This window comes from Edaphobacter bradus (genome assembly GCF_025685645.1).
In the GTDB taxonomy this organism is placed as follows: domain Bacteria; phylum Acidobacteriota; class Terriglobia; order Terriglobales; family Acidobacteriaceae; genus Edaphobacter; species Edaphobacter bradus.
Genome location: NZ_JAGSYF010000001.1, coordinates 347,038 through 363,752 on the forward strand (window position 1 = coordinate 347,038; position 16,715 = coordinate 363,752).

The window sequence follows — 16,715 nt, forward strand, 5'->3', positions numbered from 1 at the left end:
GCTCACATCCCAGAGTAAGATGAGATGCTATGAGCCTTTATTTTGCTGCCGGAAGCCAGACGACGGAGATGTCCGCCGATGATCTGCGCGCCAACCTGTTCACTGCGCTGGATGCGATCGGGAAGAAGAACAAAGTGCTGGCTGTGCCACCCGATATCACTCGCTTTTACTCTCAGGCGGGCAAGCTGACGGAGCTGGCGTGGCAGTACTACCAGGACAGGCTCGTCGACATTCTTCCCGCACTCGGGACCCATAAGCCGATGACCGACAGCGAGATCGCGACGATGTACGGATCGACTCCGCGCACGCTCTTCCGCGTTCACGATTGGCGCAACGACGTCGTGACCCTTGGCGAGGTTCCGGGCGAGTTTCTCTACGAGGTCAGCGAAGGCAAGGTGGATTACACGTGGCCGGCGCAGGTCAACAAACTGGTGCGCGATGGCGGCCACGATCTCATCCTCTCCATCGGGCAGGTCGTGCCGCACGAGGTCATCGGCATGGCGAACTACAACAAGAACATCTTCATCGGAACGGGCGGCTCAGTCGGGATCCATCGCAGCCATTTTCTCGGCGCGGTCTATGGGATGGAGCGCATGATGGGACGCGCCGATACGCCGGTTCGACGCGTTCTGAACTACGCCAGCGAACACTTCGCGAAGAATCTTCCCATCGTGTACGTCCTGACCGTCATCGGGAAGAATCCGGCCGGTGAGCTTGTGACCCGCGGCCTCTACGTTGGCGACGATGCTGAGTGCTTCGAGCTTGCTGCCGCGTTGAGCGTAAAAGTGAACTTCCAGATGCTCGACCGCGAGATCAAGAAGGCCGTCGTGTTTCTCGATCCGCACGAGTTTCGCAGCACGTGGCTGGGCAACAAGAGCGTCTACCGCACCCGCATGGCGCTCGCCGATGGAGCTGAGCTGATTGTGCTCGCTCCGGGCGTCCACGAATTCGGCGAAGACGGCGCAATTGACAAGCTGATCCGCAAATATGGCTACTGCGGAACTCCGCGGACTCTGGAGGCGGTCAAGGAAGATCCTGCGCTCGCGGGAAACCTGAGCGCTGCGGCTCACCTGATCCACGGCTCGAGCGAGGGCCGTTTCACCATCCGCTATTGTCCCGGCCACCTGACCCGGCAGGAGATTGAGAGCGTCCACTTCGAGTACGGCGACCTGGCTCAGATGACGGCGAAATACAATCCAGATGTTCTCAAGGATGGCTGGAACGTAGTCGATGGAGAGGAGATCTTCTATATCTCCAATCCCGGACTCGGCCTGTGGGCCTACAAAGGGCGGTTTGGCCAGTAGCTCCAGGCCAATTACGCCAAAGTTCGCACTAAATATTTGCTCATGTCCCGATAAACCAGTTATGCTGGGACGGCTGCAAAGTGGTTAGACCAATCGCAGCCGATAAGAGAAGGTGTATGTCGTATGGGCGAAGGGCTGCGGCTTCCGAAGTACTCGGTTGGAGTGGGTGATCGATTTGCCCATCAGGCGAAGGCCCAGCTTGCTGCTTGCGTGAAGGCCGCCGATGCGGGCATCGAGGTCTCGCCGGTGTGGAACAAGTCCAACCGGGAGCACATGATTATCGGATCGGATCCGAGCCAGACTCGCGCGGCTGCCGATGACGCGGTGAAGGAGCTCTGTTGGGCCGGACCGTACTTTCTAGACGCCGACCACATCAATTTGAAGACGGTGGAGCGGTTCCTTGCTTCGTGTGACTTCTTCACGCTCGATGTTGCGGAGATGATCGGAAAGCCGGCGGACGTGAAGGATGTTGCTGCGTTTGTGGCGCGGCACCCGGAGTTGATTGGGACGGTAACGATTCCGGATATCGCCGAGCCCTTCAAGACGGATGAGGCGTTCGTGACGGGGGTTGCGAACAAGTTTCTGGCCGCGGTGCAGGACGCTAGCCGGATCTACCGGTTTCTGGTGGAGAAGAAGGGCGCGGGCACGTTTGTGCCTGAGGTTTCGATAGATGAGACCGACTCGCCGCAGACCCCGATGGAGCTATTGATCATTCTGGCGGCCATCGCCGACGAGAAGATTCCGATTCAGACGGTTGCTCCGAAGTTCATGGGGCGCTTCAACAAGGGCGTGGACTACGTTGGCGATGTCACGCAGTTCTCCAAGGAGTTCAACGAGGACCTGGCAACGATTGCGTTTGCTGTCAAGACCTACGGTTTGCCTGGGAATCTGAAGCTCAGTGTGCATTCGGGTTCGGACAAGTTTTCGATCTACAAGTCGATTCACGACGCGATAAAGCGGTTTGATGCCGGAGTTCACCTGAAGACGGCCGGAACAACGTGGCTCGAAGAGCTGATCGGGCTTGCCGAGGCGGGCGGTTCGGGCCTTGCGATTGCCAAGGAGGTCTACTCCGAGGCTTATGCGCACGCCGAGGAGCTCTGTGCGCCGTATGCCGCGGTGATCGACATCGATCCGGCGCGTCTTCCGAAGCCCGAGAGGGTATGTGGTTGGACCAATGGGGAGTTCACTGCGGCCCTGCGGCACGATCAGAGCAACACGGCCTACAATCCCAGCTTCCGGCAACTGCTGCATGTGGGCTTCAAGATCGCGGCGAAGTTGGGAGGTCGCTATCTGAAGGCTCTGGAGGCAAACGAGGAGGTTGTGGCGAGGAACGTGACCACGAATCTTTTTGAACGGCATATCAAGCCGGTCTTCCTCGGATTGTAGGCGCGTCTTGATTCAGTGCTTCAGGGTTGAGAGGATGTTGGGATGGTTGTGGTTTTGATGGGCGTGTCCGGTTCGGGAAAGACAACGATCGGCACGCTGCTGGCTGAGCGGACGGGCGCTGTGTTTGCTGATGCAGACGACTATCACCCTTTGGCGAACAAGCAGAAGATGGCTGCAGGGCATCCGTTGAACGACGACGATCGGCAGCCGTGGCTCGTGACGCTGAACAAGTTGATGCGTGGCTGGTATGAGGCGGGCAGGAGCGGGATTCTCGCGTGCTCGGCCCTGAAGGAGAAGTACCGCGCGACGCTGGCGGACGGAATTCCCGAGGGCATGGTGCGGTTCGTTCTGCTGGATGGGTCGAAGGAGCTGATCAGCGAGAGGCTGGCGGCGCGTCACCACGAGTTTATGAACTCGTCACTGTTGGACAGCCAGTTGGCGACGCTTGAGCTGCCGAAGGACGCGCTGCGGATCGTCAATGACCGGTCGCCTGAGGCGATTGTGAACCAGATTCTGGAACATATTCCGCTGGAGCGAGCGGGCAGGCAATAATTTTCTGCGATATTTTTGCAATGAAGAAAGGACGTTTTTCGATGGGGCATCCGTTGTTTGATTTGAGCGGCAAGTCGGCTGTGGTAGTTGGAGGAACTTCGGGCATCGGGCTGGCGATGGCGATTGGGCTGGCCGAGGCCGGAGCCGATGTCGTCGCAAGCTCGCGGCGGCTGGAGCAGGTGGACGAGGCCGCGAAGGCAATTGAGGCCAACGGCCGCAGGTCGCTGCGGATCGCGTCAGATGTGAACGACCGTGCTTCGCTCGAGAAGCTTCTCGAAGGCACGGTGAAGGAGTTCGGCAAGGTCGATATCCTGATCAACTCCGCGGGAAAGATCAAGCGCGAGCCCACGCTCACGGTCTCGGAGGAGACATGGGACGACATCATGAACACGAATGTGACGGGCACACTGCGCGCCTGCCAGGTCTTCGGCAAGCACATGCTTGATCGCGGATACGGCAAGATCATCAACATCGCTTCGTTGAACACGTTCGTGTCGCTCAAGGAAGTGACTGCTTATGCGGCGAGTAAGGCAGCCGTGGGAGCGCTCACGAAGTCTCTGGCGGTGGAGTGGAGCTCGCGCGGTGTGACCGTGAATGCAATTGCCCCGGGAGTCTTCCGCACGGCCCTGAACCAGAAGTTGCTGGATGAGAGCGACCGCGGCAAGGAACTCCTGATGAGGACCCCGATGGGGCGGTTCGGCAAGACTGAGGAACTGGTTGGCTCGGCGATCTTCCTGGCCAGCGATGCTTCCGCGTTTGTTACGGGCGAGATTCTGGTGGTCGATGGCGGTTTCCTGGCTAGCGGCGTGAATCAGTAAGGCTCCTTTCGGCGTGGGGTACCCCCCTCCCCCCTGTTTTGGGCAAAATCTTTATTTTGTTTGGCTTAGTTTGTTGCTTGAGGTTTAAAGTATTCCATCTAAAGGGGTTATGGTCAAAATATTGATTCCAGATGGTTTAGACGAAAAAGCCCCGGATCGAAATCCGGGGTTTTTTGTTGTCTGTTTCTATTTTAGTTGGCGGACGATAACTAATCTGCCACTTTCAGCGAGTTATTTTTTGTCGGATAAATTACTTTGTTTCTTTCGGTTATGGCTTTGTAGCCCGATTTTCCACAACTTTTGGAGCTTGACAGGATTTTCGATCTCTGGAGCGGAATGAAGCGCAAACAGGAGTAAATTAGCTGTATGCGGCGCTCTTTGGCAGCTCTGATTTTCCTCGCCGCGGCTGGTCTCTTTGCCGTATCTCCAGCGTCTGCCCAGCGATCCGCAACTGGCACACATTTTTCAGGCGGACACATGGGTGGAGGCCGAATGGGCGGCTTCTCGGCCCCAGCAGCCGGCGGTTTCTCCGGCCGGACTCCGAGCAGTTTCAATTCAGTGCCGCGCATGAATTTCGGTGGTGCGCCACGGGGTAATTTTTCCCGAACATATCCGACGCGCAACTTCATGCCTTCTCGGCGCTTTGCGACGCCGGGATCACGCGCTCCTTATGGCCCGCATAGCCCGCAGACACGATGGGATCGCGGCGGTGGCCCGAGATGGGACCATCACAGGCGCGATCATTTCCGCAGGCCATTCTTCTTTGCGAGTTCCACATATCTCTGGCCTTACTGGCCTTACTGGCTTGGGTATCCCGAGTTCAACGGTTACAACAACGGTTACTACAACAACGGTTACTACAACGGGGACCCAAATGCTTCGACGCCTGTTGCGAGCCAGAATGCGCAGTACGATTCAGAAGACAAAGACAACGCGCCAACGCAGTCAAATGGTCCTGCGTATCAGACTCCCTATGTGCCGCCCGCGCCTGAGCCCGAACTCACTGTGATTTTCAAAGATGGCCACTCGCTGAAGATTCGCAACTATGCTCTCACGGCCAGCACGCTGATTGTCCTGGACCGTGTTTCATCTGAGCATCAGAACCTTATTCCGCTCGATGAAGTAGATGTGTCCGCAACTCAGCGGACCGCGCGCGATGCAGGGCTGGACTTTACTCCGCCATCAGGTTCCTAAAGGCATGTTCTCATTGCTGCCAGAGCGCCATCGCCCTCTAACCTGCCGTTCGCACTCCGTATCACAAGACCGATCTGAACCGAAAGGGACGTGCCGGGACACATGCTGAGATTGTCCTGCAATCTCATGAAACGAGGCGCCAGACGCTGATCTGCACCTATACCTAGCTCTTGGGCGAATCGGATCGATTCACTCAAGCGATTGGAGCATGCGATGAACAAGTTCGAACAACCGATGACACCGCACCGCATCGGAACGGAAGGCCGGGGATCGTTAGAGAACTTCAGAGCCCGTCGCCGAGCGTTCCGCGCTCTCCATGAGGCAGGCTGTTTCGTGATTCCGAATCCGTGGGACGTCGGCTCTGCACGGTACCTGCAGCAGCTCGGATTCCCCGCGGTGGCGACGACCAGCGCGGGTTTTGCGTTCTCGCAGGGGCTGCCTGACTCCGAAGGTGCGCTAACTTGTGAGCGTAACCTGGCATACATAGCCGATATCGCGGGCGCGGTCGATGTTCCGGTCAACGCGGACTTCGCGTCCGGCTACGGAGCGTCACCGCAAGATGTGGCCGATAATGTCACGCGCTGCATCGCGGCCGGCGTCGCGGGCCTGTCGATCGAGGATGCAACCGGTGATCCATCGTCGCCGCTTTACGAGCTGCCGCTCGCCGTCGAGCGTGTGCGCGCTGCGCGCGAGGCGATCGATCAGTCCCGTGCCGACGTCCTGCTGACGGCTAGGGCAGAATGTTTCCTTGTCGGCCATCATGATGCGCTCCGCGAGTCGGTCCGGCGTCTGCAGGCATTCGCTGAGGCGGGGGCGGACGTGCTATTCGCACCCGGCCCCCACGATCCCACGGCGATCAAAGCGCTCGTTGACGCGGTTCGGCCGAAGCCGATCAACGTCCTGGTGGTTCGGGACAGTGGCTTGAGCGTCGCCGACATTGCGGCGCTCGGCGTGCGACGCATCAGTGTCGGCGGCGCGTTGGCTCTTGCTGCATGGACCGGTTTCACGCGCGCAGCGCAGAAGTTGAAGTCGGAGGGGAGTTTCGCAGGCCTCGCGAGCTTGGTGTCGTACGCCGACATCAACGGCTTCTTCGTGACCGACTACCGCACGCGGCAGGCAGACGGGCGGCGATCGGCAGGGTCACGAAGCTAAGTATTCAAGGAGGCGACAGATGACAAGAGTGGATACCGCGTGACTCGCGCTCCTGACAGGTTCAGTTGGACCCATCGTGCGCCAATCTCCGAGCACTCCTCGCACTGTCTCGCTTTCGGGTGCTTAATGGTCTTGATGACGTTCGGTCATTTGAGATCTCGATGGTCTGCGAACTACTCGGCCAGCGCGCGGTGGACAAACGAAACCGCGATCGACCCTTCACCGACTGCCGATGCCACGCGTTTGACGTTGCCGCACCGAACGTCACCCACGGCGAACACGCCCGGAAGCGAGGTTTCGAGCAGATGCGGTGAGCGGTCGAGCGGCCATCGGGCAGCGGCGAGATCTTCCTTCGTCAGGTCCCATCCGGTCTTGATGAAACCTTTCGCATCGAACGCGACACGGCCATTCAGCCAACCGGTGTTCGCGTCGGCCCCCGTCATCAGGAATACGTGCTTAATATCCTGACTCGTTACTGCGCCCGTGCCGTCGCGCCACCGCACACGCTCAAGATGTTCGGTTCCCTCCAAAGCCACGATCTCGGTTCTCGTCCTGACCTGGATTGTTGGGTTCTCCTCGATGCGTCGAATCAGGTATCGCGACATGCTCGCCGAAAGACTGCTGGAGCGGACGAGCAGATGAACGTGTCTCACCGTCTGCGCCAGAAACACCGCAGCCTGGCCGGCCGAGTTCGCTCCGCCGACGACTATGACTTCATCACCGTCGCAGAGCTGTGCTTCCATGAAAGTCGCGTTGTAGTAGACACCCGCACCTTCGAACTGACCGAGATTCGCGAGCGACGGCCTATGGTATCGAGCCCCAGTGGCAATGACCACTGTGCGAGCCGGGATGGTCACGCTGTCGTCGAGTCTCACGCCGTAGGCGTTGTGTTCGCAGACCAACTCCGCGGCGCCTTTCGCGATCATGACCTCGGCGCCAAACTTCTGTGCCTGGGCGTAGGCGCGATCGGCCAGCTCTCGCCCTGAAATCCCCGTTGGAAATCCAAGGTAGTTCTCGATTCTCGAGCTCGAGCCCGCTTGTCCTCCAGGCGAGCTCGCCTCGATAACCAGCACATCGAGTCCCTCGGAAGCCGCGTAAACGGCGGCCGCAAGACCCGCTGGTCCGGCGCCGACGATCACGACATCGCGCCGGTGGGTGTGATCGATCCCAATATTGAAGCCGAGACAGTCGGCGATCTCCTGATTGCTGGGATTCTTCAGCACCGCCTCGCCGCGGCAGATCACGACAGGTATCTCCGCCGGCTCCACGTGAAAGCGATCGAGCAATTGCCGTACATCGGCGTCCCGGTCAAGATCGAGGTACTTGAAGGGGTGGCCATTGCGCGTTAGGAATTGTTTGGTTCGTAGCGTTGCCCCGGACCCGACGGAGCCGATGAGCAGCACGTCGCCAATCCCCTGCGCAACCACCGCGACACGTCGATGGATCAACGCACTCATCAGCACTTCGCTGATTTCAGCGTCGGTTTGAATGAGGGCGTGCATCTGGTCGCGTGTCAGTTGGACAACTTCGCCAGAGTCACTCACACGGAGGCGCATCTGCGCGGGGCGACCGAGGATCATGCTGATGTCACCGGTGAACTGAGCCGGCCCGACAGTCGCGACCAGAATCTCGTCCAGTGCCGATGGGCGAATGACCTCGATCTCACCAGCCTTCAGAACAAAGAACGGCACGTTGGTTTGGCCGCCGTCGATCAACACTTCGCCGCGGGTGATTGGACGAATCACTCCGTGCGAAGCAATCCGTGCAATCTGCGCGGAACTCAACACCGGAAACATGAGCGCTGCATTCGCGGCGCTTGAGAGCAGCGGCGAGCGTGCGGTCTCAGTCACACGTCGCTCGTTTTGGACAGCAAGTATGAGCGGAACGTCGACGCGCCCAACTTCGCCGTCGACCGTCACGCAGTAGGTCTTGAGGGGATCCTTCGCCGGGCCTCGCAGCACGGCGCCAGTCCGCACGTCAAATTGCGAGCCGTGCAGCGGGCATGTCACTGTCGATCCGTCGAATGTGCCCTCATTCAATAGACCTTGCATGTGCGTGCAGCTGGCTTGGGTGGCGCAGAAACCCCCTTCGACGCTGAACACCGCCACATCGCCCATCAGCAGGACCGATCCAAGCGGCACTTCACTGATTCGAAATTCGTTCTTCTTCATACCGCATCTCCACGTACGCTCGGCGGGCTGGGGAGAAATCCAAATACGTATCAGTACCTAACTCACGTGTTTTACGACGCCCTTGGCCTTTTTGGCGGCCTTCGCGGTTCCGCAAGCAGTGGCCTTGGCGGCTTTCTTGGTTCCGGAAACTGTCGCGTCAGCCTTGAGTTCTGTCACGGAAACGTGGCGAAATTTCGCATACCCATTCGCCTCGCGGTTGTTCTCTTTACTGAGATTGTATCGAACTTCGTCCCTTAGCCTGCCGCCCTTGTGATTCAGGATTCACGCTGATGAGTCCTGATTAACGACGAAACCGTCCAAGTGCCCGCCCAATCCAGAAGTCCGGTGGTGGGAAGTTCACCGTTTCACCGGATCGGTATTGGAAACGCCGTAGGGTTCAGTGAATTCCAGTGGGGGACTTTGCACGTGGACGAAGAGTCGGCATTTCGGACAAGTGACCCTCGGCGATCAGCTGTTAAGAACAGGATTTCTGACAAGATCAATTCGTAATTAATGCGCGACTGCCTTGGGTTCTGCGGTTTATGGGCTCCGCCAAGGATTAGTACTGATATGTCGGCTTATGGAAGTAAAGATATGGAGCGCGACGTTCTGGGATATCAACCTAAGGACTCGGGGCGGTGGGCGGTTCCGTCGAAGTGGCTGGTGGTCTTGAAGGGCTCGTACTTGCCTTCGAGGGCGGCTTCGCGGGTGCGGGCGAGGAGACTTGCGACCTCAGTTTGAGTCATGGGCTTGAAGGTGCGGGCGGCGGTGAGGGCCTGCTCGAGGATGGCGGGCGAGTCGATACCGGTGATGACGACGGAGACGGGCTGGGTGAGTCCGTAGTGCAGGGCCTCGATGGGTTCGACGGTCTTGCTGTCGAGGATGAAGTGGTCGCCGAAGGTCTTCATCGCGAGGACTGCGATGCCTTGTTCGAGTGCTACGGGCATGACGTCTTTGGTGAATGAGCGGAAGTGCGCGTCCATGACGTTGATGGGCATCTGGATGGTGTCGAAGTGGAAGTTGTGCTTCTTCGCGGTCTCGAGCATGCGGAGCATGACGATCGGGTCTTTGTGGCCGGTGAAGCCGATGTAGCGGATCTTGCCTGCCTGGCGCGCGGCTACTGCGGCTTCGATGGCTCCGCCGGGGGCGAAGTAGCGGTCGGGGTCTTCGAGGCGGATGACCTCGTGGAACTGGACGAGGTCGATGACGTCGGTCTGGAGGCGGCCGAGGGACTGCTCGAGCTGTTTGTTGTACGAGTCTTTGGTGCGACCGTTCATCTTGGTCATCAGAAAAACTTTTTGACGGTAGCCATCGCGGAGGGCCCAGCCCATGCGGACTTCGCTGAGGCCGTCGTTGTAGTCCCATGAGTTGTCGAGGAAGGTGATGCCGCTGTCGATGCCCTGGCGGATAAGTTTGATGCTGGCGTCGGCGTCGGGGGATTTTCCGAGATGGTAGCCTCCCATGCCGATGGCGGAGACGCGCTCGCCCGTCTTGCCGAGCTCGCGGTAGATCATGCCAGGAGCCTCGGGGCGGGTGGTGTGAGCCGGCGCGGCTGGGGATTGCGCGAAGGATCTGGTGGTGGCGGTTGCGATTCCGGCTGCGGTGGCGGACTTGAGAAAGGTGCGGCGCTCCATGCGGTTTCTCCTGTTTGGAGATTTGGATGCTGGAACGGGGAGAGATGGTTTTGGACAGGCGGAGTCCTGTGGATGGTTTTAGTTTGCGTGCGCGGCGCGGGCAATAAGGGTTGCAGCGTTGACGCAAGCGAGCTACAGGCTACGTGCCATTCTCGCGATCAAAGTGGCGGTGTTGACGCAAAGCGCGCTATTGGCGATGTGCCATCCTTGCGATGAGGGTGGCGGTGTAGGCGGCTCCGAAGCCGTTATCGATGTTGACGACAGTGACGTTGGGGGAGCAGGAGTTCAGCATGCCGAGGAGCGCTGCGGCTCCGCTGAAGCTGGCTCCGTAGCCGACTGAGGTGGGAACGGCTATGACTGGGACTCCGACGAGTCCTCCGACGACGGAGGGGAGCGCGCCTTCCATTCCAGCGCAGACGATAACCGCGCTGGCGGAGGTGAGCTGTTCGCGGACGGCGAGGAGGCGGTGGATTCCGGCGACTCCGACGTCGTAGAGGCGGGAGACACTGGTGTGGAAGAGCTCTGCGGTGACTGCGGCCTCTTCGGCGATGGGGAGGTCGCTGGTTCCGGCGCAGACGACGGCGATGTGGCCGTGGGGCTCGTGGTGAGTGGATTGGCGGAGGGTGATGGCGCGGGCCTTCGGGTGATAGACGGCGGCGGGGACCGCAGAGAGGACAGCGGCGGCGGTGGCCTCGTCGGCGCGGGTAGCGAGGACGTCCGAGCCGGCGGCGGCCATGCGGGTGAAGATCTCGGCCGTTTGCGCGGGTGATTTTCCTGCGGCGTAGATGACCTCAGGAAGACCTGTGCGGAGCGTGCGGTGGTGGTCGATGCGCGCGTGGCCGAGGTCTTCGAAGGGAAGATGGGTGAGGCGCTCGGCGGCGGCGGCGGAGGTGAGGTCGCCGCGTTCTACGGAGGCGAGGAGTTCGAGGAGGGTGGTTTTGTTCATTGTCTTACGGGTCGATTTTCGGTGCGGGGTAGGAGTGCGGTTCGCTTCGCGAATGCCCACATCTCAAAATCGAGATATAGGGCATCCAGATCTGTGGGGATACTTGCTTCATTGCTTTGCTTGAAGGTAGGCGGCGGTGGCGGCCTGGAGGACTTGTTTGACGGGGACGTTGTGTTGTGCGGCGGCGGTGCGGCAGTCTTCGAACTCGGGGGCGGCGTTGAAGACTTCGTTGTTGCGTGAGCCGACCTTGATGCGGATGTCTCCGTAGGGGGTGGTGACGGTGGTGTGGGCGCGGTCGAGGCAGGAGCGGCGCTCGTGATGGATGCGGACGCCGAGGGTGCTGGTCTCGCGGAGGAGGAGATTTTCGAGCACGGGGGCGTGATCGTCGTCGGCGAGGATCGTGATGAGGGCTCCGAGGCGGCCCTTCTTCATCTGGACAGGGGTGCACATGACGTCAAGCGCGCCGAGGGCGAGCGCGGATTCGGTGACGTGCGCGAGGATCTGCGGGGAGAGGTCGTCGAGCGCGGTCTCGAGGACGGTGACAGTCGTAGTGCCGTGTTCCTGTGGCAGAGAAGCAGGTCCCTCCACTACGGCGGCAAAAGGCGCCGCCTCCGGTCGGGATGACACATTTTGGGCTGATAACAGGTCTTTGACTGAAGGGGCCTCAACAGATTCGCCGATGGAGAGGCGGAGGACGTTGGGGAAGTCTTTGTGGTTGCGGCTGCCTGCTCCGTAGCCGATGTGCTGGACGCGCATGGCCGGTTGCTGGCCGAAGGTGGGCGCGAGGGCGCGGAGGATGGCGGCTCCGGTTGGGGTGACGAGTTCTTGCTCGACGTGAGCCGAGTAAGTAGGCAGGCCGCGGAGGAGATCTGCGGTGGCGGGGGCGGGGACGGGGAAGCGGCCGTGGGCACAGTCGACCATGCCGCCGCCTATGTTGAGGGGCGAGCAGTGCCATTTGTCGATGCCTAATGCGTGGATGCCTGCTGATGCGCAGACGATGTCGACGATGGCGTCGACGGCACCTACCTCGTGGAAATGGATCTTTTCGATGTCGACGTTGTGGATTTTGGCTTCGCTGGCGCCGAGGAGTTCGAAGGCTTGGATGGCGGTCTGTTTGACAGGCTCAGCGAGCGGCGCGGATCGGATGAGTGAGCGGATGACCGAGAGGGAGCGGCCGTGGGGGTGGGGATGATCGTGCGAGTGGCCGTGGTCGTCGTGGTGATGATCGTGATCGTGGGTGTGTCCGACTTTGTGATGGTGCTGGGTTTTGGGGTGGTGATGATGCTCGTGGTGGTGCTGGTGCGTGGCCTCGGCGGGGGAGTGGGTGTGCGTGGTCTCGGCGGGCTTGCCATTCTCGAGGACGTGAACTCGGGTGGCAGAGATTCCGCTGCGGTCGACCTTCTCTATCTTGAGGCCGACGTTAAGATGGAGGGCGCCGGCGGCGTCGTGGAGGACCTTTGGGTCGAGGCCGGAGTCGAGGAGAGCAGCGAGGAACATGTCGCCGCTGATTCCGGCGAAGCAGTCGAGGTATGCGATCCGCATGAGGCCATTGTTTCACGGTTGTGGCGCGGCGGAGCGCAAGGGTGACGGGGTCTTCGTATTCAAAAGGTATGAATTTTCAGCATCATGAGACAAAAGGCAGGTGTAGAATTCCGGCGTCTCACCATCCACTGCTTTTCCGGCCCTTGTCGAGCGGTATGGGCTTCACGCGGCTCGATGCGCGCCGTCGGGCCCCGCATCTGAATTCGAACTTGAGAAGCCAAAGGAGGCTATCGAAATGAAGAAGCTAACAGGGCTATTTGCTGGAGGTTGTCTGCTGATTGGCGGTCTGTTTTGTGGTGTCACCGGAGTGGCGTCGGCACAGGAGATGAAGGGGCCGCCAAAGGTTCTGGTCGTCGCCCGTGAATTTCTGAAGCCGGGCCGGGCAGGTAGCATTCATGAGAAGTCGGAGAGCGCGTTTGTGCGGGCGATGGCGGAGGCGAAGTGGCCACAGCACTACTTTGCGGCGGACTCGATGTCGGGCCGGTCGCGTGCACTGTTCTTTGTTGGCTACGATTCCTTTGCTGCGTGGGAGAAGGACAACCAGGATACGGAGAAGAACGCGACGCTCTCTGCAGCGCTGGATCGTGCGGCTCTGGCAGATGGCGACCTGCTGTCGGAGTATGATTCGGGCGTTCTCGTCTACCGGGAAGAGATGAGTCTTCGCCCTAACGTTGATATCGCACAGATGCGCTACTTCGAGATATCGGTTTTTAAGGTTAAAGCGGGACACCAGAAGGACTGGGAGGACCTGGTGAAGATGTACAAGGAGGGGTACGAAAAGGCTGTCCCTGATGCGAAGTGGGCCGTCTTTGAGAGTGCCTATGGAGCCGACAATGGTGGGGTGTTCGTCGTCTTCAACCCGATGAAGTCGCTGGCGGAAGTGGACAAGGGCTTCGCCGACGAGAAGAAGTTCATGGAGTCGATGGGCGAGGACGGGATGAAGAAGCTGAGCGAGTTGTCCGCCAAGTGCCTTGAGTCGGAGCAGTCGAACCTGTTCCATTTCAACCCGAAGATGAGCTATCCACCGGAGGAGTGGATCAAGGCCGATCCGTTCTGGAAGCCGAAGGTGGTTGCTGCTGCTCCGGCGAAGGCGACTGCTGCGGCTGCTAAGGCTGGACAGTAAGGCGGTTGCTGGTGATCGAACCGACGGCTCCGCTCTGTCGCTCAGGTGATGGAGTGGGGTTCGTCTGTCAGCGAGCGGCTGGCGCGATGGCGCTTGAGGGGAGGACTTCGTTCATGCTGCCGGAGCGATAGCCCTGGGTGTCGAGCGTGATGTAGAGGAAGCCGAGTGGCTTGAGCGCGGCGGTGATGCGGTCGAGGGTCTCGAGGTCGAGGGCGAGAGGGAGTTCGTCGCGGGCGATCTCGATGCGCGCGAGATCGCCGTGGTGGCGGACGCGGACTTGTTTGAAGCCGAGGGCGTGGAGGGCGTCTTCGGCCTGTTCGACCTGCGAGAGGGCCTCGCGGGTTACGGGGCGGCCGTACTCAATGCGCGAAGAGAGGCAGGCGGAGGCGGGTTTGTCCCAGAGGGGGAGATTCGCCTCGCGGGCCAGGGCGCGGATCTCGGACTTGGCGAGCTGCGCGGTGACGAGCGGGGCTACGGCGTGATGAAGCGCGGCGGCCTGCTGGCCGGGACGGAAGTCGCCGCGGTCGTCGAGGTTCATTCCGTAGGCGATGTGCAGAAAGCCTCGTGCTGCGCGCTCGGCTTCCATTTGCGTGAAGAGCTCGTCCTTACAGTGGAAGCAGCGGCGTGAGTCGTTGCGCTGGTAGTCGGGGTTGTCGAGCTCGGCGGTGTGGAGGATGTGGGTGGGGATGTTGTGTGTGGTGGTGAAGGCGAGGGCTGCGGCGAGCTCGGCGCGCGGAAGCGAGGGGGAGTCGGCGATGACAGCGAGCATGTTGGAGCCGAGGACCTGGTGCGCGGCGAAGGCGAGGTAAGCGGAGTCGGTTCCGCCGGAGTAGGCGACCATGATGCTGCCGAGATCGCGGAGAGCGTCGTAGAGTAGGGCGCGTTTGGCGGCGAGATCCATGACGTAGATGGTACGCGTTGGGGGTGGGTGTTTGTCGAGTTGTTGCGGGTGATTGAGAAGTTCCGAGATGATGGTGTGGAGCGCGCGGATCGAGGAGATGAGGATGGCCTGGCGGATGTGTTGTCGTGGATTGTCAGTGGTGATGGTGTTATCTGCTGGGCTGGCTGGTGGATCGTGCGCGGCGATTGCACAAGGTAGCATGGCCGGGCATGACATGGGCTCGATGAGAGAGGTCACCCCGCCGGAGAAGTTGCCGCCGCCGGTGAAGATGACTGGGATCGGGAACAGTCACCTTGCGATTAAGGCGAGCCCTGAGGCGCAGATGTGGTTCGATCAAGGGTTGAATCTGCTGCATGACTTCTGGGACTATGAAGCATCGCGGGCATTTGAGCAGGGAGTACGTGTCGATGCGCAGTGCGCGATGTGCTATTGGGGGATCTATCAGGCGCAGAGCTTCCGGCATGGCCCGGGGCCGACCTACGCTCAGCCAGCCCTTGATGCGGCGGCGCGGCTGATGGGGCATGCGAGCAAGGAAGAGCGGCTGTATATCGAGGCTGCCGTCGAGGAGAGTGCGGCGGACAAGGCTGCTGCGGGTGGGCAGCCGAATTATGAGAAGGTGACTGCCGTGTGGCGGCAGGCGGTGAAGGAGAATCCGAAGGACTCGCAGGCGAAGATCTTTCTGGCGGAGAGTCTTGTTGACGGATACGACAAGGCGGGGGAACCGAAGAAGGGAACCGGGGAGGCGGTAGCGATTCTGCAGGAGGTTCTGGCGGAGGCGCCGAACGATTCGGCGGCGAACCACTACTGGATTCACGCGGTGGAAGCGGGTTCGCATCCGGAGCTTGCGCTGCGGAGCGCGACAGTTCTGGCGAGCCTGGCTCCTGCATCTGGGCACATGGTGCATATGCCGGGGCACATCTTCTACCGGGTGGGGGATTATGCGCAGGCGGAGCACTGGTTTGCCGCTTCAACTGAGGTGGATGAGCGATATCTGCGCGAGCAGCATGTGGATGTGGACAACGACTGGAACTACGTCCACAACCTGATGTATTCGATCGCCAACCTGATGGAAGAGGGCAAGTTGCAGGAGGCGACAGCGCTCTCGGCCAGGCTGGCGGGCGCACGCGGGCAACTGGCGGCAACCCTTTATGTCAGCTCTCCGAGAGACGGGATGGCGCGGCTGGATGAGCGGCTTCCTGTGGCGATGCGAATGGGAGACTGGGCGAGCGTGCTGAGGATGCTGGCGGAAAGCAAGCCCGAGGCGAAGCTCGAGAACCTGAACTTTCTGGCGGGCCAGCTTCGCGAGTTCGCGAGTGGAATGCTTGCGGTGCAGGCTGGCGATGCTGCGAACGCGGAGGCGGCTTCGACGAGGCTGGATGCGGAGCTTTGGCGTATGTCGCAGCACGTGAAAGATGTGCCCAGGAAGAAGATGGATGAGAAAGGGCCGGTGATGGCGGAGGTGTTGCCTGATGCTTTGCCAGCTCCGCTGATGTCGAGTCTTTCGATCATGTCGCTGGAGCTGCGCGCGTCGATTCTGGCGCAGCAGAAGAAGCTGCCGGAGGCGAAGGCGCTGTTTGCCGAGGCCGCCCAGGAAGAGAAGGCTTTGGGGTATCGCGAGCCGCCGAGCTTCATTCGACCGGTGGGCGAGACTGAAGGCGACGCCTTGATGCGGGCGGGCGACTTTGCTGGCGCGCATAAGGCCTTTGCCGCGGCGCTTGAGGAGAGGCCGAAGTCTGGCTTTGGGCTGTTCGGCATGGCTCGGAGCAGCGAGGCTGCGGGCGATTCGTCGGCGGCGTTTGCGGAGTACACGAAGTTTATGGACGCGTGGAAGAACGGCGATGAAGGTCTGCCGGAGATGACGCACGCGCAGGAGTTCATCGCGCGGCAGAATGTCGTTGCGAGCCTCGGGAGTTCACGCGGAGAGGCGTTCGTTCGATAAGAAGTGTTTTGCGGGTCCGGGCCTCGTGATACGTTGGGCAGCGGAGAGGAATG

13 protein-coding genes are annotated in these 16,715 nt (G+C 60.4%); 8 read left to right on the top strand and 5 right to left on the bottom strand.

All coding sequences use genetic code 11. The annotated features are described in order from the left end of the window. Nucleotides 1-29: 29 nt before the first annotated feature. The 6 genes from OHL16_RS01480 to OHL16_RS01505 all read left to right on the top strand — a co-directional run bounded on the left by OHL16_RS01480 (nucleotide 30) and on the right by OHL16_RS01505 (nucleotide 6,406). Nucleotides 30-1,304 (top strand): lactate racemase domain-containing protein, encoded by a 1,275-nt coding sequence (locus OHL16_RS01480; RefSeq protein ID WP_263365299.1) that lies wholly within the window; start codon nucleotides 30-32, stop codon nucleotides 1,302-1,304. Between the two features lie 123 nt (nucleotides 1,305-1,427). Continuing rightward, on the top strand, nucleotides 1,428-2,690 hold the full coding sequence (locus OHL16_RS01485) for a tagaturonate epimerase family protein (protein ID WP_263365300.1): 1,263 nt from the start codon (nucleotides 1,428-1,430) through the stop codon (nucleotides 2,688-2,690). Nucleotides 2,691-2,732: 42 nt separating this feature from the next. After that, complete coding sequence (locus tag OHL16_RS01490; protein ID WP_263365301.1) at nucleotides 2,733-3,242, top strand: gluconokinase; 510 nt, start codon at nucleotides 2,733-2,735, stop codon at nucleotides 3,240-3,242. 41 nt (nucleotides 3,243-3,283) lie between these two features. Beyond that, complete coding sequence (locus OHL16_RS01495) at nucleotides 3,284-4,060, top strand: SDR family NAD(P)-dependent oxidoreductase (RefSeq protein ID WP_263366209.1); 777 nt, start codon at nucleotides 3,284-3,286, stop codon at nucleotides 4,058-4,060. Nucleotides 4,061-4,687: 627 nt separating this feature from the next. Next, on the top strand, nucleotides 4,688-5,254 hold the full coding sequence (locus OHL16_RS01500) for a hypothetical protein (RefSeq protein WP_263365302.1): 567 nt from the start codon (nucleotides 4,688-4,690) through the stop codon (nucleotides 5,252-5,254). A 213-nt stretch (nucleotides 5,255-5,467) separates the two neighbouring features. Then, a complete protein-coding gene (locus OHL16_RS01505) occupies nucleotides 5,468-6,406 on the top strand; it encodes an isocitrate lyase/PEP mutase family protein (RefSeq protein WP_263365303.1) in 939 nt (312 codons plus the stop codon). 173 nt (nucleotides 6,407-6,579) lie between these two features. Here OHL16_RS01505 and OHL16_RS01510 read toward each other — a convergent pair whose 3' ends face one another. The 4 genes from OHL16_RS01510 to larC form a co-directional block, all read right to left on the bottom strand. Beyond that, nucleotides 6,580-8,577: an FAD-dependent oxidoreductase gene (locus OHL16_RS01510; protein WP_263365304.1), complete on the bottom strand. Its 1,998-nt coding sequence runs from the start codon at nucleotides 8,575-8,577 to the stop codon at nucleotides 6,580-6,582. 617 nt (nucleotides 8,578-9,194) lie between these two features. Next, the gene (locus OHL16_RS01515; RefSeq protein ID WP_263365305.1) at nucleotides 9,195-10,211 is read right to left on the bottom strand and encodes an aldo/keto reductase; all 1,017 of its coding nucleotides are present in this window, start codon (nucleotides 10,209-10,211) and stop codon (nucleotides 9,195-9,197) included. A 187-nt stretch (nucleotides 10,212-10,398) separates the two neighbouring features. Then, nucleotides 10,399-11,157 carry a nickel pincer cofactor biosynthesis protein LarB gene (gene larB / locus OHL16_RS01520; protein WP_263365306.1) on the bottom strand — a complete coding sequence of 253 codons (759 nt, stop codon included), beginning with the start codon at nucleotides 11,155-11,157 and terminating at the stop codon, nucleotides 10,399-10,401. Nucleotides 11,158-11,265: 108 nt separating this feature from the next. Then, nucleotides 11,266-12,699, bottom strand: a complete 1,434-nt coding sequence (gene larC / locus OHL16_RS01525; RefSeq protein WP_263365307.1) for a nickel pincer cofactor biosynthesis protein LarC — start codon at nucleotides 12,697-12,699, stop codon at nucleotides 11,266-11,268. A gap of 235 nt (nucleotides 12,700-12,934) precedes the next feature. On the opposite strand from larC, the gene OHL16_RS01530 reads away from it, so the two are divergent. After that, the gene (locus OHL16_RS01530) at nucleotides 12,935-13,822 is read left to right on the top strand and encodes a hypothetical protein (RefSeq protein ID WP_263365308.1); all 888 of its coding nucleotides are present in this window, start codon (nucleotides 12,935-12,937) and stop codon (nucleotides 13,820-13,822) included. A gap of 67 nt (nucleotides 13,823-13,889) precedes the next feature. Here the strand turns inward: OHL16_RS01530 and larE are convergent, their stop codons facing one another. Next, a complete protein-coding gene (gene larE / locus OHL16_RS01535) occupies nucleotides 13,890-14,960 on the bottom strand; it encodes an ATP-dependent sacrificial sulfur transferase LarE (RefSeq protein ID WP_317891016.1) in 1,071 nt (356 codons plus the stop codon). Here larE and OHL16_RS01540 point away from each other — a divergent pair. After that, on the top strand, nucleotides 14,947-16,662 hold the full coding sequence (locus OHL16_RS01540) for a tetratricopeptide repeat protein (RefSeq protein ID WP_263365309.1): 1,716 nt from the start codon (nucleotides 14,947-14,949) through the stop codon (nucleotides 16,660-16,662). The two genes, larE and OHL16_RS01540, sit on opposite strands and share 14 nt — an antisense overlap. Nucleotides 16,663-16,715: the final 53 nt, after the last annotated feature.

What these genes read in the sequence shown, in the direction of transcription:
- OHL16_RS01480 (WP_263365299.1), top strand. Translation starts at nt 30, where the DNA reads ATGAGCCTTTATTTTGCTGCCGGAAGCCAGACGACGGAGATGTCCGCC.
- OHL16_RS01485 (WP_263365300.1), top strand. Translation starts at nt 1,428, where the DNA reads ATGGGCGAAGGGCTGCGGCTTCCGAAGTACTCGGTTGGAGTGGGTGAT.
- OHL16_RS01490 (WP_263365301.1), top strand. Translation starts at nt 2,733, where the DNA reads ATGGTTGTGGTTTTGATGGGCGTGTCCGGTTCGGGAAAGACAACGATC.
- OHL16_RS01495 (WP_263366209.1), top strand. Translation starts at nt 3,284, where the DNA reads ATGGGGCATCCGTTGTTTGATTTGAGCGGCAAGTCGGCTGTGGTAGTT.
- OHL16_RS01500 (WP_263365302.1), top strand. Translation starts at nt 4,688, where the DNA reads ATGCCTTCTCGGCGCTTTGCGACGCCGGGATCACGCGCTCCTTATGGC.
- OHL16_RS01505 (WP_263365303.1), top strand. Translation starts at nt 5,468, where the DNA reads ATGAACAAGTTCGAACAACCGATGACACCGCACCGCATCGGAACGGAA.
- OHL16_RS01510 (WP_263365304.1), bottom strand. Translation starts at nt 8,577, where the DNA reads ATGAAGAAGAACGAATTTCGAATCAGTGAAGTGCCGCTTGGATCGGTC.
- OHL16_RS01515 (WP_263365305.1), bottom strand. Translation starts at nt 10,211, where the DNA reads ATGGAGCGCCGCACCTTTCTCAAGTCCGCCACCGCAGCCGGAATCGCA.
- larB (WP_263365306.1), bottom strand. Translation starts at nt 11,157, where the DNA reads ATGAACAAAACCACCCTCCTCGAACTCCTCGCCTCCGTAGAACGCGGC.
- larC (WP_263365307.1), bottom strand. Translation starts at nt 12,699, where the DNA reads ATGCGGATCGCATACCTCGACTGCTTCGCCGGAATCAGCGGCGACATG.
- OHL16_RS01530 (WP_263365308.1), top strand. Translation starts at nt 12,935, where the DNA reads ATGAAGAAGCTAACAGGGCTATTTGCTGGAGGTTGTCTGCTGATTGGC.
- OHL16_RS01540 (WP_263365309.1), top strand. Translation starts at nt 14,947, where the DNA reads ATGAGAGAGGTCACCCCGCCGGAGAAGTTGCCGCCGCCGGTGAAGATG.